Annotated in this window: 15 protein-coding genes and 1 tRNA gene; 6 read left to right on the top strand and 10 right to left on the bottom strand. The window is 38.2% G+C overall.

Annotated features, from left to right (window positions below; all coding sequences use genetic code 11):
• Positions 1 to 57: 57 nt before the first annotated feature.
• Positions 58 to 1,002, bottom strand: coding sequence for a M48 family metallopeptidase (locus EL17_RS09790; RefSeq protein WP_035073125.1), 945 nt, complete (start codon positions 1,000 to 1,002; stop codon positions 58 to 60).
• 5 nt (positions 1,003 to 1,007) lie between these two features.
• A complete protein-coding gene (locus tag EL17_RS09795; RefSeq protein WP_035073127.1) occupies positions 1,008 to 1,571 on the bottom strand; it encodes a LemA family protein in 564 nt (187 codons plus the stop codon).
• Between the two features lie 185 nt (positions 1,572 to 1,756).
• Here EL17_RS09795 and EL17_RS09800 point away from each other — a divergent pair, with 185 nt between their 5' ends.
• Positions 1,757 to 2,800 (top strand): saccharopine dehydrogenase family protein, encoded by a 1,044-nt coding sequence (locus EL17_RS09800; protein WP_035073128.1) that lies wholly within the window; start codon positions 1,757 to 1,759, stop codon positions 2,798 to 2,800.
• A gap of 551 nt (positions 2,801 to 3,351) precedes the next feature.
• Here EL17_RS09800 and EL17_RS09810 read toward each other — a convergent pair.
• From EL17_RS09810 to EL17_RS09835, 6 genes are all read right to left on the bottom strand, one after another.
• A complete protein-coding gene (locus tag EL17_RS09810) occupies positions 3,352 to 4,143 on the bottom strand; it encodes a PhzF family phenazine biosynthesis protein (protein WP_035073132.1) in 792 nt (263 codons plus the stop codon).
• Positions 4,144 to 4,161: 18 nt separating this feature from the next.
• Positions 4,162 to 4,782, bottom strand: coding sequence for a bifunctional nicotinamidase/pyrazinamidase (gene pncA, locus EL17_RS09815; RefSeq protein ID WP_035073133.1), 621 nt, complete (start codon positions 4,780 to 4,782; stop codon positions 4,162 to 4,164).
• A 4-nt stretch (positions 4,783 to 4,786) separates the two neighbouring features.
• Complete coding sequence (gene prs, locus EL17_RS09820; RefSeq protein ID WP_035073135.1) at positions 4,787 to 5,710, bottom strand: ribose-phosphate diphosphokinase; 924 nt, start codon at positions 5,708 to 5,710, stop codon at positions 4,787 to 4,789.
• Positions 5,707 to 7,176 carry a nicotinate phosphoribosyltransferase gene (locus EL17_RS09825; RefSeq protein ID WP_035073138.1) on the bottom strand — a complete coding sequence of 490 codons (1,470 nt, stop codon included), beginning with the start codon at positions 7,174 to 7,176 and terminating at the stop codon, positions 5,707 to 5,709. The genes prs and EL17_RS09825 overlap by 4 nt, the downstream gene beginning before the upstream one ends.
• A gap of 82 nt (positions 7,177 to 7,258) precedes the next feature.
• Positions 7,259 to 8,062, bottom strand: coding sequence for a DMT family transporter (locus tag EL17_RS09830; RefSeq protein ID WP_035073140.1), 804 nt, complete (start codon positions 8,060 to 8,062; stop codon positions 7,259 to 7,261).
• 110 nt (positions 8,063 to 8,172) lie between these two features.
• The gene (locus EL17_RS09835; protein WP_035073143.1) at positions 8,173 to 8,829 is read right to left on the bottom strand and encodes an ABC transporter ATP-binding protein; all 657 of its coding nucleotides are present in this window, start codon (positions 8,827 to 8,829) and stop codon (positions 8,173 to 8,175) included.
• A gap of 138 nt (positions 8,830 to 8,967) precedes the next feature.
• On the opposite strand from EL17_RS09835, the gene sucC reads away from it, so the two are divergent.
• Both sucC and EL17_RS09845 read left to right on the top strand, forming a co-directional pair.
• Positions 8,968 to 10,185 (top strand): ADP-forming succinate--CoA ligase subunit beta, encoded by a 1,218-nt coding sequence (gene sucC / locus EL17_RS09840; RefSeq protein ID WP_035073146.1) that lies wholly within the window; start codon positions 8,968 to 8,970, stop codon positions 10,183 to 10,185.
• A gap of 52 nt (positions 10,186 to 10,237) precedes the next feature.
• A tRNA-Arg gene (locus tag EL17_RS09845) sits at positions 10,238 to 10,311 on the top strand.
• Positions 10,312 to 10,525: 214 nt separating this feature from the next.
• On the opposite strand, the gene EL17_RS09850 is transcribed toward EL17_RS09845, so the two are convergent.
• Together EL17_RS09850 and EL17_RS09855 are read right to left on the bottom strand one after the other, a co-directional pair.
• A complete protein-coding gene (locus EL17_RS09850; protein ID WP_035073149.1) occupies positions 10,526 to 11,221 on the bottom strand; it encodes a LytR/AlgR family response regulator transcription factor in 696 nt (231 codons plus the stop codon).
• A complete protein-coding gene (locus EL17_RS09855; protein ID WP_035073152.1) occupies positions 11,218 to 12,258 on the bottom strand; it encodes a sensor histidine kinase in 1,041 nt (346 codons plus the stop codon). Before EL17_RS09855 ends, EL17_RS09850 begins: the two co-directional genes overlap by 4 nt.
• Positions 12,259 to 12,399: 141 nt before the next feature.
• Between EL17_RS09855 and EL17_RS09860 the strand changes: the two genes are divergently transcribed.
• The 3 genes from EL17_RS09860 to EL17_RS09870 all read left to right on the top strand — a co-directional run bounded on the left by EL17_RS09860 (position 12,400) and on the right by EL17_RS09870 (position 15,386).
• Entirely contained in the window at positions 12,400 to 13,230 is an 831-nt protein-coding gene (locus EL17_RS09860) for a DUF5694 domain-containing protein (protein ID WP_035073155.1), read from the top strand.
• A gap of 106 nt (positions 13,231 to 13,336) precedes the next feature.
• A complete protein-coding gene (locus tag EL17_RS09865) occupies positions 13,337 to 14,032 on the top strand; it encodes a response regulator transcription factor (RefSeq protein ID WP_035073158.1) in 696 nt (231 codons plus the stop codon).
• Positions 14,016 to 15,386, top strand: coding sequence for a sensor histidine kinase (locus tag EL17_RS09870; RefSeq protein ID WP_035073161.1), 1,371 nt, complete (start codon positions 14,016 to 14,018; stop codon positions 15,384 to 15,386). Before EL17_RS09865 ends, EL17_RS09870 begins: the two co-directional genes overlap by 17 nt.
• Positions 15,387 to 15,407 lie beyond the last annotated feature (21 nt).

The raw sequence follows: 15,407 nt of genomic DNA on the forward strand, positions 1-15,407 counted from the left end.
TCATACTGCCAAATCACAGGCCATTAAATTGATTTATAAGACAGCCTCTTTTATTTTTTAAAACTGTTCCAAAATTTTAATTCTTTTTTCTATAGGAGGATGGGTAGCAAAAAGACCTGTAATCATAGACATCATTCCTGAAGACCGGTCAGGCCTGTTTTCTATAAACATCTCTGCAACATCATCACTTTTTACGGTCTTTACCTGATAGTTTCCTGATATTTTCCTAAGGGCTGAAGCCAGTGCCAGGGGTTTTTTGGTCATCTCTGCTGCACCGCTATCTGCCATATATTCCCTTTTGCGGGATATGGCAAACCTAAACAGCATGGAAAGCAAAAATGCTACAAAAGCAATAACCATTGCGATAAGCATGGCATTATTTTGATTCTTATCCCTTCTTCTTGCTCCTCCATATATCATACTTCTGAGTAATATTTGAGCCACAAAAGAAAATATACCAACAAAGACTACTGATATGATCAACAACCTCACATCACGGTTCCTAATATGCATCAGTTCATGGGCAATTACACCTTCTAGCTCATCGTCATTTAACTTTTCCATTATTCCGCGGGTAAGTGTAACGGTATAGGTTTTCTCGTTTATACCACTGGCAAAGGCATTCAATGCCTGGTCTTCTATAATGTTAACCTTCGGCATCTTCATTCCCTTACTTATGCACAGGTTTTCTACCAGGTTATAGACACGCATATTTTCCTTTCTGCTTAGTGGCCTGGAACCAGCTGCCCTATTGATCATGGAATTATGAAACATATATGCTATACCAAACCAAATTCCCACAGCAATAAGTACCCCGGGAATGGTACTTAAAAACACATCGTTTATCTCATTGATATCTCTGTAGCCAGATTGGTCCACCATTATAAAATAGTAGAACACCCATACTGCCCCTAATATGAGCAAAGGAAAGCCTAGAAGAAGAAATATAGATTTGGTATTGTTTCTACTGATCTGGGTTTGAATCCCAACGTAACTTGCCATAAAAATTAAAATTTAATTTCAGGGGCCTTATCCAGTCTTTCTCTATCTGAAGTGCCTAGGTCAAACATCATTTCTCTATGGAAGCCAAACATGCCAGCTATGATATTGGAAGGAAAACTTTCTACAGCCACATTGTATTCTCTGGTAGCAGAGTTAAAGTACCGTCGGGAAGCGGCAAGTTTATTTTCCACATCTGATATCTCATTTTGAAGTTGCAAAAAGTTGGTGTTTGCTTTTAAATCCGGATATGCTTCTACCTGTACGCGTAAACCCTGTAGTGCAGATGTAAGCTCCTGCTCAGCCTGGATCTTTCCATCTATACTGGAAGCTCCCATAGCTTTGGCTCGGGCCTCGGTCACACGGGTAAGCACACCGGCTTCATGTTCCATATACCCCTTCACACTGCTGACCAGCTGGGGAATTAAATCATGGCGCTGCTTTAGCTGTACATCTATATCAGCAAATGCATTTTCTCTGTTGTTCTTATAAGATACTAATTTGTTATATAAAGAAACAACAAAAATAACCAGTACAATGGCTACAATAATTACAATCAAAGTTGTGCTCATTTTTTTAATTTGGTTTATAATTAAAGATTTACTTTCACAATATAATCAAAATTTCACAGACCTCTCCTCAAATAGAATACCAATACCCAAAGGGAAGGATATTTGGACCATGTGGGCACATTTCGGCTTATTGCTTTCCCATTCTCATTCATAATCGTTATTTTTAAGAAACAACCTCTTTAAAAATGGGAATTCTATTATACGGAGCAAACGGATACAGTGGAAATTTGATAACGGAAGAAGCTTTACGTCAAGGCATAAAACCTGTGCTGGCAGGAAGAAACGAAAGCAAAATCATATCGATGGCTACAGCTTATAAGCTGGAATATAAAGTGTTCGGACTGGAAAATGTGCCCAAAATAGTATCTCAGCTAGAAGGGATTTCACTTGTACTGAATTGCGCCGGGCCTTTTGCTAAAACAGCAAAACCATTGATTGAAGCCTGTTTATTAGCTCAGTGCCACTATCTCGATATTACCGGTGAACTAGATGTATTTGAAATGGCTAAAAAATACGACCTCCAGGCCAAAGACAATGAGGTTATTATCATGCCAGGCGTAGGATTTGATGTAGTTCCTACTGACTGTATGGCCAATCACTTAAAAGCAAAGCTGCCAGAGGCCACCCATCTAGAACTTGCATTTATGAATCTGGGAGGTGGTATATCCCATGGAACTTTGACTACAATGGTAGAAGGGCTGGGAAAAAATGGAGCCGTAAGAGAAAATGGCCATATAGAAGAAGTCCTGATAGGTCATCAGGGAAAAGAAATCGATTTTGGCATAAAAAAAAGCTGGACGATGACCATACCATGGGGCGATATATCTACAGCCTATACTTCTACAGGCATCCCAAATATTCAGGTATTTACAGCTATCCCAAAAACCACTTTTAACCTTCTGAAAGCGCAGCAGTTGATCAACCCTATCTTACAGAATAAATGGGTGAAAGGATTAATAAAAGATTATGTAGATGAAAACATAACTGGACCTACACCTGACCAGAATAAAAACGGGGTATCATTGGTATATGGAAAAGTAACTGACAAAACTGACCGTGAGGTAGAAGCCAGATTAAAAGGTCCGGAATCCTATGCCTTTACTGCAAAGCTCGCTGTACTTCTTTTTAGCAAAGTTTTGGAAACCAAAGATAAATATGGCTACTTTACCCCGGCAAAGCTATTCGGTGCCAACCTTGTTTTAGAAGTAGAGGGGGTGACATTTATTTAATAACTATAACACAATACCTAAATATGAGAAACATAAAATTAGCAGGCTTTTTGTTTTTTTGCACGCTTTTCGTCAAAGCGCAGCAGCCCGCTCCCTCCCCTGCTGCTGATAATGAATTGACGGATTTATTTATTTCTTACTGGCCAGTTGTTCTGCTTCCTATTTTTATGATTGTCCTTTGGAAATTTTATAGAGGACGAAAGAGAAATTGACTGATATCCTGATCCAGATGCCACCTGATTGGCAATCAAACCGTAGGTTGAACAGTATATAGAACAGAATTTCATCAATTATTTATTAGACATATTGGCAAAATTTATTTTGAAGTGCTTCCCATAATGACTGAAGGTTTTTAATAAAAGATAAGAAACCATATGCGAACCTTTCCCTCAAATTCAGGCCAAAGGCTCTGATCACTACTTAGAACTTGCCAAAGTCCATGGCCATTCTGTAAAGTTTTAAGAGCCTTATTCCGTCCAGTATATATCTTAATGCTTTTCTACTTGTTACTAATCCCTTTTTGATCAGTAAGATGGCTTTTTCATGCGGTCCTATACCTCCATATACCCTTCAAAAATTTTAATCGCTTTGCCAAAAATTTTCACCCTATCCCTATTCAGTTCCAGACGCATTTCCCCCTCTCGCTGACTGGCCTGGTAAGCATGGAGGGATGACTTTTGGGATTTCTTATGCCAATAGTCCATTAATGCACAGTGGGCAAAACCTGTGACAGGATCTTCCATTATACCTATATTGGGAGCAAAATAGCGTGAATATATATCATATGGTGCTTTACCGATAGCAGTGACAATTATACCTTCTTCACTGTTCTCCGCGATTTTGGAAAAGTCTGGAATAAGGTTTTCTATGTCCTCATAAGAAGCCAGTTCTATGATCCAGTTTTTATTCAATTTAGCAGCACCTATTACCGTTTTGTCCATAAAGGAATTATTGAATACTGGATGAGTCGTATCAGTGGTCTCTATCACAGGAAAATCCATGATAATACCCTCTTCATGGTGGCTTACTGTAAGTGTACCGCTCTTGGTCTCAAAGTTTATAACGGTATCTCTGTCCACTATTTCTTCATCATATAGCATAAAAGCTGCAGCAAGTGTGGCATGACCACAGAGGTCAACTTCTGTAGTAGGAGTAAACCATCTGAGATTAAATACATTATCCCCCGTTTGCTCAATAAAAGCCGTTTCGCTCAAGTTCATCTCTGCTGCTATCAACTGCATGCCTTCTTCACCTATAGGTGCCGGCAAAAAACATACTGCAGCTGGGTTGCCAGAAAAAGGTATGTCTGTAAAGGAATCTATTTGAACTATAGGTATTTGCATAGGATGTATCGTAATTAATTATAAATTCAATAATACTGAGGAATCGACGATGACAGCTCCTGCCTCCTGCATTTCCTGAAGAGCTGCTTCGAAATCTCCCGGCCTGATATTGACTGCTCTGGTAGCATCTTTGAACAGGAAGGTATGAAAACCTTCTTTTAAAGCATCCAAGACAGTAAATTTAACACAATAATCTGCTGCCAGACCTACCACATATACTTCTTTTACACCATGTTTATTCAGATAGGCTGCTAAACCGGTATCTTTTTTTCTATTATTGTCATAAAAGCCGCTATAGCTGTCCACTAGGATATCAGTGCCTTTCTGAAAGATCCTGGCCCACTTCTTAGTATGGAGACTGCTGTGAAATTCAGCACCTTTAGTATCCTGCACACAGTGTACTGGCCAAAGTATCTGGTCTATTCCACCCAATTGGATCATATCACCTACTATATACCCATCATGACTGGCAGCAAAACTTCCATGTTTGGGAGGATGCCAGTCCTGAGTAGCCACTATAAACTGAAACTGTTCCTGAATTTCATTGATCACCGGGATTATTTTGTCACCTTCCTCTACAGGCAAAGCGCCGCCGGGAAGAAAATCATACTGTACGTCCACTATCAGTAATGCTTTCATAGTCTTAATCTAAGGCGTTTAGGTAATTGATAATCATAGGCGCTATGCTCTCTATCTGAAGAAAGTCATCAGCAGCTTTATACTGGGGATAGGAGTTAGTAGTGATGACTTTTTCTATCACTCCGCTATCCCTGATTTTTTCAAGGGCATCATTATTGAATAATCCATGGGTTGTTATGGTAAAAATTTTATTGGCCCCAGCATTTTTATATGCTTTGGCTGCATTGATGAGAGAACCTCCCGTGCGGATCATATCATCATATATGACCACATCCCTATTTTCTACATCAGCGCTTATTGAAGTCACTTCAGTTTCCTCCCCGCTTACTCTCCGCTTAAATACAAAAGCAGCATTTACCCCCATATCATTGGCCAATGATTCTACCCATTTGGCCCTGCCAGCATCCGTGCAGGCCATTACAAATCCGTTCCTAGCCAACTGATTGGCGACTTTGGTTACGATAGGCTTACAATAAATATGACTAAGCAATACCTGTCCTTCAAAATAATATGGGATTCCCTCCGAATGGAGGTCAAAAAAAACAAAATGATTACCCATACTCGTGCGGGGCAGTGAAGAAAGCATCACCGCCCTTGCTTTAGCAGTAACTACTTCTCCAGATTTTATGGCGCGCTCCATGGTAGAATAACCAAAATAAGGAAAAACCAGATAAATTGACTTTGCTCCATATTTGATCAGAGCATAGGCGAGATCATATATTTCTAACGTATCACTGTCCGAAGTGGTCCCCCCTATCAGTACCACTTCCCGTCCACTTACATTGGAAAGTATGCGCTGATACCTCTCCCCATCAGGAAATGTACTCACTTCTAACTGCCCCCTTTCAAAACCCCTCTGTTCGAGGATTTCATCCTGGAGATACCGATAACTTCGGATAGCAAAAACTATTTTTTTATGTATTGTCATTGATTTTTAGCTTTCAGTACCAAATTGGTTTTTAAGTTAAAAAGCGATTCTTCTAACCCTACAGGATAGATATGTGGGTTGACCAATCGCTTATGGGCTTTGTCAAACCGCTCCAAATTGGCTTTTGTCCTATTTTTGATTTCATGGATTTCTGGTCTAGCATATACTTTCTCTCCATGTCTAAATATCGGTTTTAATAATAGCTCACTCTCCAGTCCTATATCTATTTTTTTCCTTTTAGTAGGATCTATGGGATCTATGATCAATGGTCCCTTTTCTTCGTTTTGTTGGTCCTCCAGAAAAATCATATCCGCACTGGCCACACCCTTTCTATAATACCTTCTAACATTTTGGAAACCAGGAATGTTAATTTTTATCGTTTGCTGGGATACTTTTAATTTTGGTTCCCAATTACCCTGCTGATCTTTTATGGCCGCAAGTTTATATACAGCACCGAGTGCAGGCTGATCATAGGCAGTGACTAATTTAGTACCTATGCCCCAAACATTGATGGACGCTTCCTGTACTTTAAGTGAAAAGACCAGGTATTCATCCAGGTCATTGGAAGCTACTACTTTGGCTTCATGAAACCCGGCACTGTCCAGCATTTCCCTGGCCATATTACTATAATAGGCCAAATCTCCAGAATCAATCCGTACTCCTACCATCTGTTTACCCCTTTCCTGTAGTTTTTTGCCGACTTTTATAGCATTGAGCAGTCCTGTATAGGTATCATATGTATCCACTAAAAACACACAATTATCCGGCATTGCTTCTGCATAAGCTTCGAATGCTTCCAGTTCCGTATCAAAAGACATGATCCAGCTGTGTGCATGGGTGCCTGATACCGGTATGCCAAAAAGTTTACCAGCCATTACATTTGACGTGGAAGAGCAACCGCCAATATAAGCAGCCCTACTCGCTGCCAATGCCCCATCTATGCCCTGAGCCCTGCGAAGTCCAAATTCTAAGACATCCTCTCCTCCAGCTGCCAAAGTGATCCGCGCAGCTTTGGTAGCTATTAAGGTCTGAAAGTTCAGTATGTTAAGCAGAGGAGTTTCCAAAAGCTGACATTGTACCAATGGTCCCTTTACCCTGATCAGGGGTGTATTGGGAAATACTACCGTGCCTTCTTCCACTGCATCTATGTCACAGGAAAATTTCATGTCCCCCAAATAATTGATAAAAGCATCTTCAAACATCGGCTCACCTGATTTCCCTTTCATATTACGTAGATAATCAAGGTCATTCTGGTCATATTTAAAATTACGGCAGTAGTCAATCACATAATCCAGACCTGCGGCAATTGTAAAACCGCCCTGAAAAGGGTTTTTTCTGAAAAAAAGGTTAAATACTGCTTCCTGCTCAGTTTTTCCTGATTTCCAATAAGCATAGGCCATGGTCAGTTGATAAAAATCTGTCAAAAGTGCTAAAGAGCCCTGGTATAAATCTTTGGTTATTTTCATGTAATATTTTTTTTTAATGGTCACATGGAATCTCGCATGGCTGAAAAATATCCATCTGTGTGCCGCTGGTGTCTTGTTCGATTCATTTGGAGCGTAAATTCAAAATCACCCCTGCCAATACCATTAGCATTCCGAGATATATCAATAAATCATATGTTTCATTAAAAAACAAAAACCCGAATCCCAATGCATAGATAATCCCTATATAATTTAAGCTCGCAATTTTAGATAATTGGGCATTTTGGTAAGCCATTGTCATATAATATTGGGCAAGTTGCGTAAATATACCGATTCCCAGCAATATTAACCAATCCCACCCCTGTGGCTGCACCCAAGTAAATATACTGACAACAGTCACCAACGGAAGTGCTACAAGTGGAAAATAAAAAACGATGACTAACGGATGCTCAGTTGAACTAATCTTACGGATGATATTATAGGCTAGCCCTGAAAACAATGCCGATATAATACCTACAAAAAGCCACCATGGAGATATCCTGGGATCAAAGCCTTCTATCAAAAGCACTCCGCCAAAAGCGATGGCAAAATACAGAAACTGCAGCGGTTTCAATTTTTCTCTCACAATAAAAATACCCAGTAGACTGGTAAAAATGGGAGATAGATATTGAATGGTGACTGCACTGGCCAGCGGAATATTCTGAAGAGTGTAAAAGAATGATATCAATCCTACCGAACCGGTGGCTCCTCTTAAAACAAGTAATTTTTTATTATTGCCAAAAGGGGGGATTTGCTTTTTCTTTAATATAAGGAAACTGGCCACAAAGCTGAACATTGACCTAAACATAATGATCTCAATGGCCGGCAGGTGTGAAATGTACTTTACAGAAACATTCATAATAGAAAAAAACACTCCTGCCAAAAGCATGTGTTTTATACTGGTTTTGTCCAAAGGATGATTATGGTATAATGAATGTTAAATGATTAAGGCAGTAAGTTAATCCCCCCTCCAATTTAGTAAACGCCACAGTTCATTACTCAACTGCTGACTATGACTCCATCCTGCATAGTAAGCATGCGGTCTGCCATCTGGGCAAGTTCCTGGTTATGGGTCACAATGACAAATGACTGACCAAATTCATCCCGGAGTTTGAAGAAAAGTTCGTGAAGAGACTGCGCACTGGCAGAGTCCAGATTGCCGCTTGGTTCATCGGCAAAAATAATCTTTGGACTGTTGATCAAAGCCCTTGCCACTGCTACACGTTGCTGCTCCCCTCCGGAGAGTTCGGAAGGCTTATGTTCCAGCCTGCCCTCTATTCCCAATAAAACAGCTAATTCTTTTACACGTTTTTGGAGAGTTTTCTCAGGTTTACCTGCTATAAGGCCAGGGATCATGATATTTTCTTCCGCGGTAAATTCAGGCAGCAAATTATGAAACTGGAATATAAAACCAAGTTCCACATTTCTGAATTCAGCCAGCTTATCACCGCTCATTTGGGATATCACCCTCTCTCCTACTGCTATGGTCCCTTTATCCGCATGATCCAGCGTACCCATAATGTGAAGCAAGGTACTCTTTCCTGCACCTGAAGCTCCTACTATGGATACGATCTCGCCTGGATGGATGATAACATCCACACCCTTAAGCACATGTAAATCCCCGTAATGTTTATGTATTCCTCTAGCTTCCAGCATAACGATATATTGATCAGGCCAAATTTAAAACTATTTGACGGAATTACTTAAAAATGTAAGGGAATTGGTAAAAAGAGCATCCTATTCCTTGAATTATCCGCCTTGAAAGATTAACTTCGTGGAAAAAATTTCACTAGGATGAACATACACGAATATCAAGCTAAAGAAGTTTTAAAAAGTTATGGTGTCAAAATCCAGGAAGGTATCGTAGCCGATACTCCTGAAGGTGCACTAGAAGCGGCAAAAAAACTAAATGCAGAAACAGGAACCTCCTGGTATGTACTGAAAGCTCAGATCCATGCAGGCGGACGTGGTAAAGGTAAAGTTAAAGAAACAGATTCAAACGGAGTGGTATTAGCCAAAAGTTTGGAAGACGTTCCTGAAAAAGCCAAAAACATCCTAGGAGGGACTTTGGTGACGATACAGACCGGTCCTGAAGGTAAGAAAGTCAATAAAATTTTAGTAGCGCAGGATGTATACTATCCGGGCAATTCTGAGCCTAAGGAGTATTACCTTTCTATATTGTTAGACAGAGCTACAGGCAGCAATGTCATCATGGCTTCTACCGAAGGTGGAGTGGACATCGAGCATGTAGCTGAAACCACTCCTGAGAAGATCATCAAAGAATGGATCGACCCAAGAATCGGTCTTCAGGGTTTCCAGGCTAGAAAAGTAGCTTTCAAATTAGGACTTGAGGGCAATGCTCACAAAGAAATGGTCAAATTCATCACTGCACTTTACAGAGCATATGATGCCACTGATTCATCACAGTTTGAAATCAACCCAGTTTTGAAAACCTCTGATGATCAGATATTGGCAGTAGATGCCAAGGTAAACCTTGATGACAGTGCACTATATAGGCAAAAAAACCTAGCAGACCTCAGAGACCTTGAAGAAGAGGATCCTTTGGAAGTAGAAGCCGGAAAATCAGGTCTAAACTATGTGAAGCTTGACGGTAATGTAGGCTGTATGGTAAATGGTGCCGGACTTGCAATGGCCACTATGGACATGATCAAGCTGGTAGGCGGTGAGCCGGCCAACTTCCTGGATGTAGGAGGAGGAGCAAATGCCCAGACAGTAGAAGCAGGATTCAGAATTATCCTTCAGGATCCAAATGTAAAAGCTATACTTATCAATGTATTCGGTGGAATCGTTAGGTGCGACAGAATAGCAAACGGTGTAGTAGAGGCTTACAAATCTATAGGTGATATCAATGTACCTATCATCGTAAGACTACAGGGTACCAATGCAGAAGAAGGAGCAAAAATCATAGACGAGTCTGGCTTAAAAGTCCAGTCTGCTATTACCTTAAAAGAAGCTGCAGAAAAAGTTCAAGCAGTCTTAGCACAAGGATAAAATATGCTTATATTTGCAGCCGGTTTAGGTACTTCCTTACCGGCTGTAGCATGTACCCGTAGTTCAACTGGATAGAATATCAGATTTCGGCTCTGAGGGTTGAGGGTTCGAATCCTTCCGGGTACACTTAAAAGCTCATAAAACGTAAAGATTTTGCGGTTTATGAGCTTTTTTTATAGAAGCCTTTTGATTTCCATACCATTACCTCATTCCCTTTCAATTTTTTTTAAGTATATTATAATCTTAACAAAACTGGTCGATTACATACAGTTACCTAAAAATTAAATATACCTTGTTCATTCTTATAAAAAAACACCTCCATAAAATCAGAAGTTATGCACTATTTTAAATTAAACCATGACTTCACCATACTCCTATAGGTCTCACCAATAGGTAAATATCTTCCATTCTCCAATTTAATTTGGTTTCCCTCCCACATTTTAATCTTATCAAGCGGTATAATATATGACCGGTGAATTCTTAAAAACTGGTTGGCAGGAAGCTTATCAAGAATATCCTTCATGTTTTCTAAAAACATGATCTGTTCATCGCTGGTATGTATTTTTACATAATCTCTGATCCCTTCAATGTATAGTATAGAACCTGTATCTATCTTATGGAATTTGCGATCAGCCTTTATAAATAAATAATGATCATTATCCTTTAGTTTAAATCTTCCCATCCAACTTCGGTATTTTTCCATACTTTGGTAAAAGCGATGAAATGTGACCGGTTTTAATAAAAAATCAATCACATTAAACTGGAAAGCATCCAGAGCATATTGCTGATAGGCAGAGGTGACAATAAAATGTTGGTTAGCATTGAACATCTGCATGAGCTCTATGCCGGTAAGTTCAGGCATCTGAATATCAATAAAAACCAAATCAATAGGAAATTGGTGAAGCAATTCCACGACCTCATACACATCACTTCCAGCATAATGAAGCCTCATATTCGGCACTTTACTTACATAGTCCTTCATCAGTTCCACGGCTAGGGGTTCATCGTCAAGTATGATACAATTGATTTTTTTCATGATTTAAATTGTACTTCAAGATAAGCGATAAACAAACTATCTGTATGGGATAATGTCAATGTATGTGAATTGGGATAAAATAGCTGCAATCGCTTTTTTAGATTATCCAGTCCAATCCCCCCCAATTTATCTTTTTTAGAACTGGAAATACTGTTTTCAACTTTAAAATTTAAGGTGTCTTTGGTGATTTCAAGTTTGATTTTAATCGGTTTATGTAAAGAGGCCAGACCGTGTTTAAGTGCATTTTCTACTAATGGGGAAAGGATATAAGGAGGTATTGTTATGGAATTAAACCTCTTCGGAACATCAAAATTCACGGGATATTGCTCTTCATGACGTAGTTGTTCCAATTCGATATAAGCTTTGATATAGTTGATCTCTTCTGCAAGGCTTATGCTTTCATTTTGGAATTCATATGTGGTAAAGCGCATAATCTGGCCTAACTTTTCTATTGCTGCCAACGAATGCTCCGATTTAAAATAAACCATAGCGTAGATATTGTTCAATGTATTGAATATAAAATGGGGGTTAATCTGGGCTTTTAAAAACTTGATTTCCGTATTTTTTTGCTCCTCTATGATCAGTTTGTTTTCATGTAATAGTCTTATTATAAATATGATGCTCCATAAAAAAGAACTGGATAGGATCGGAAAGGTCCCATAGTACAGGTTGTCAAATACATAATACGCCATCGAAAAGTCACCATAATAATTTCCTATGCCAAATAGTGCCACAGTAAATATTTGCTCCAAAATATACCGGAACAAAATAAAGAAGGTATAAAGCGCCAGAATAGATGCCAAAGCTTTTTGCCAAGTAAAAGACCGGAAAGTAATCGGGGAAAGCAGTAAATAATTGAAATAGAAAGTCAGTATGAATACAGTAGCATGTGTTTTATGAAACAGTCCGACCTTTACCCCAACAAGAGAGTTCCCATTTGAATAATCCATATCTATAAGGTTCAGATAAGCCATAAATATCCAAAAAAACAGGTGTACTGCGATTTCTTGTGAAATGGTTATAGCTTTTTTATACATCTATGATATTTTTTTTGTAAATGTAACGTATTCGCCATGGGATCTCAATGTGGATACGTCGACCAAATTAGCAGATTTGTCGATATAATTTCCTTGTTCTGTTTAGGCGACCTAATTTTTCCAAAAACTAAATTAAATATTATGCAAAAGATCTTTATAACAGCACTATTTGTATTGACCAGTCACTTCACTTCGGCACAGGACTTACAGTTTAAAACTAAATTTGATGATGCCATACCTGTATTAAATTTCGGTACCTTCCATATGGGGTACACTCCGGATGCCAGTACCACAGAATTTGATGAGCATGATGATGAGAATGTCCGGCAGGTACATGAAATAGCAAAGATGTTGGCTAAATTCAAACCTACCGTTATCGTGGTGGAAACTACCGCTGCCTATCAAGAGAAGCTTGAGAAGCTGTACTGGGAATACCTTGATAACCCTGACTTGAAATTTGATAACCCAAATGAAATAGAACTGCTGGCTTATGAGGTGGGACGGTTAAGTAATAGCAAAAGAATTTATGGTGTAGACCACAAGGAAGGGTATAATTATATGATTACCCGCCAACTGGAAAATCCTATAGATTCAACGACTTTTGTGAGGTATTCAAAAATGATGGAGGATAATGAAAAAAACCACAGGGCATCAAAGGGTGGACCTATTCCATTAAAAGAAATGCTGGCTATAATTAACCACCCCCTCTACCTTGATTTTTTGATCAATATCAATGCGGATATACTAACCTATTCTTCAACAAAAGGAAATGCTGAAGGAGCTGATGAAGCAGCAAAATATTACCATCGCAATCTCGTGATGTATTCGCACTTAAATCAGATTGAACTTAATGAGGATGACAGGGTATTTATCCTGATGGGGGCCAGCCATACTGCCTTTTTTAACGAATTTATAAAACGTAGCCCAAAGTATAAGTTGGTAAATGTTCATGATTATTTAAAACAGCAGTAAAAGGATACCGGCCTTTATGATAACAGGCCGAGGGGTTTAAATATTTGATCTATTATACATCCTTTATAATAGTTTAAAAAATGACTTAACTCCATACCTTTGCTTGATGAAAATTTTAATCATTGAAGATGACCTTACTATAAATAAAAATATCAGTGAGGCACTTAATGCCGAACAGTTTAATGTAATGGCATTGTATGACGGTTCATTGGCACTAAGAACATTAAAAAATGATACCTTTGATTGTATCATATTGGATATTAATTTACCTAAGCTCAATGGATTTGAAATATGCAAAGCATTCAGGGAATTTGATACAAACACACCGGTGATCATGTTGACTGCTTTTGGTGAATTGGAAGATAAAATACAAGGATTTGATTGTGGAGCGGATGATTATCTCACCAAACCTTTTTATATGCGTGAATTGGTAATAAGGGTCAATGCGCTCATTAAAAGAAACAAACAGAAGGGTTCACACCAAAACACTTCAGATTTAATGTTTGATGATATTTCGCTTCATGATGCTTCAAAAAAAGTATTCCGACAAAATATTGAAATTAATTTAACCCCGCGAGAATATCAGATACTACATAAATTAATCGAACTACAGGGAGACATCGTCTCAAAATCCGATTTGATAAAAGAAATATGGGGAGGTTCTTTTGATGCAAATACTAATACCATAGAAGTATACATTAACTTTTTAAGAAACAAAATAGATAAACCATTTCTCAAAAATACCATTAAAACCAAAATTGGATACGGATATTATCTAGACTATAATGAAGATAAGAAATAAAATCCTGATATATTTTTCCAGTACGGTCATCTCACTAACATTACTATCATCTCTGATCGTTTATTTGGTTTTTGCTGAATATCGAGAGGAAGAATTTCAGCAGCGACAAAACGAGAAAATTAAATATACCATAGGTCTGATAGCCGAATACAAGGAACTCAGTGAAAATCTAAGCGCTATAATGGATAAGCATACCATTCACGATTTTTATGATGAAAAAATGTTGATTTTTGACAAACATAAAAACCTTATATACAGGAGTATAGATGATCTACCCATATCAAATTATAAAAATATACTGAACCAGCTTTCCCCAACTAACCAATGGATAGAAACTAAAGATGATAGGTATGATATCATAGGGGTATATATAGAAAATGAGACAAACCATTTTTATGCCATCAGTAAAGCCTATGACGAATTTGGCTATACCAAGCTTCAGTTTCTTCAGACTGTATTGATCATAATATCAATCGTCATTTCGGTAACTGTGATTCTGATCACTTATTTTTTATCCGGAAAGATTTCCAGACCGATCACTAGTTTGGCAGAAAAGCTAAATAAAATAGATCTGAATACCCATAAAACAGAAGCGATCAGTATCAAAACAAATTCATTTGAATTAAATTATCTCATCCTAAAATTTAATCAACTACTAGACCGGACCAATGAAGCTTTCTCTTTTCAAAAACATGCCGTTCAGCATATTTCCCATGAATTAAAAACTCCAATAGCCATTCTTGTATCTGAACTCGAAAGGGCAGAAGCAAGTATGGATATTGACGAAAAAAACAAAATCATAAAGAACCAGATAATCAACGCTAAATCCCTGGCTGATATCATACACGTTTTGTTAGAAATTTCTAAAATTGAATCAGGTTTTAGATTAAATACCGCACCTGTACGTGTAGATGAGGTTATTTTCGAAATTATAGATGAGCTTACAGTCTTACATCCCTTATTCCAATTTGAATTTAGGTTTGAAGCTGAAGTAATCAATGAAAATAGTCTCACACTGATGGGAAATAAAATGTTGGTCAAACAAGGCATTTTAAACCTTATGGCCAATTGCATTTCTTATAGTGCTGATCAGCGTGCTATTATTGTAATGGACAGCAGTGTAAAAGATAAGCTTAAAATTCTTTTCATAAATAAAGGACAAGAAATAAAAAAAGAAGAAGAGGTATTTCTCTTTGACCATTTCTTCAGGGGGAGCAACAGTATAGGAATCAGCGGCTTTGGCTTAGGTTTGGTCCTGACGCAAAAAATAATACACCTTCATCATGGGGAGATTATTTACTATAGTCCATCTGCTGGCCTAAATGTATTTGAAATTCATTTTCCTTTAAGGTAAATTTTATAATCATTAAGGTCA

Origin of the sequence: Anditalea andensis (genome assembly GCF_000714815.1) — a bacterium.
Lineage (GTDB): Bacteria > Bacteroidota > Bacteroidia > Cytophagales > Cyclobacteriaceae > Anditalea > Anditalea andensis.

Bases quoted from the DNA above. Each gene is read 5' to 3' on its own strand.
- EL17_RS09800 (WP_035073128.1), top strand. From the start codon at position 1,757: ATGGGAATTCTATTATACGGAGCAAACGGATACAGTGGAAATTTGATA.
- EL17_RS09825 (WP_035073138.1), bottom strand. From the start codon at position 7,176: ATGAAAATAACCAAAGATTTATACCAGGGCTCTTTAGCACTTTTGACA.
- EL17_RS09790 (WP_035073125.1), bottom strand. From the start codon at position 1,002: ATGGCAAGTTACGTTGGGATTCAAACCCAGATCAGTAGAAACAATACC.
- EL17_RS09855 (WP_035073152.1), bottom strand. From the start codon at position 12,258: ATGTATAAAAAAGCTATAACCATTTCACAAGAAATCGCAGTACACCTG.
- EL17_RS09830 (WP_035073140.1), bottom strand. From the start codon at position 8,062: ATGCTTTTGGCAGGAGTGTTTTTTTCTATTATGAATGTTTCTGTAAAG.
- EL17_RS09860 (WP_035073155.1), top strand. From the start codon at position 12,400: ATGCAAAAGATCTTTATAACAGCACTATTTGTATTGACCAGTCACTTC.
- pncA (WP_035073133.1), bottom strand. From the start codon at position 4,782: ATGAAAGCATTACTGATAGTGGACGTACAGTATGATTTTCTTCCCGGC.
- sucC (WP_035073146.1), top strand. From the start codon at position 8,968: ATGAACATACACGAATATCAAGCTAAAGAAGTTTTAAAAAGTTATGGT.
- EL17_RS09795 (WP_035073127.1), bottom strand. From the start codon at position 1,571: ATGAGCACAACTTTGATTGTAATTATTGTAGCCATTGTACTGGTTATT.
- prs (WP_035073135.1), bottom strand. From the start codon at position 5,710: ATGACAATACATAAAAAAATAGTTTTTGCTATCCGAAGTTATCGGTAT.
- EL17_RS09870 (WP_035073161.1), top strand. From the start codon at position 14,016: ATGAAGATAAGAAATAAAATCCTGATATATTTTTCCAGTACGGTCATC.
- EL17_RS09810 (WP_035073132.1), bottom strand. From the start codon at position 4,143: ATGCAAATACCTATAGTTCAAATAGATTCCTTTACAGACATACCTTTT.
- EL17_RS09835 (WP_035073143.1), bottom strand. From the start codon at position 8,829: ATGCTGGAAGCTAGAGGAATACATAAACATTACGGGGATTTACATGTG.
- EL17_RS09865 (WP_035073158.1), top strand. From the start codon at position 13,337: ATGAAAATTTTAATCATTGAAGATGACCTTACTATAAATAAAAATATC.
- EL17_RS09850 (WP_035073149.1), bottom strand. From the start codon at position 11,221: ATGAAAAAAATCAATTGTATCATACTTGACGATGAACCCCTAGCCGTG.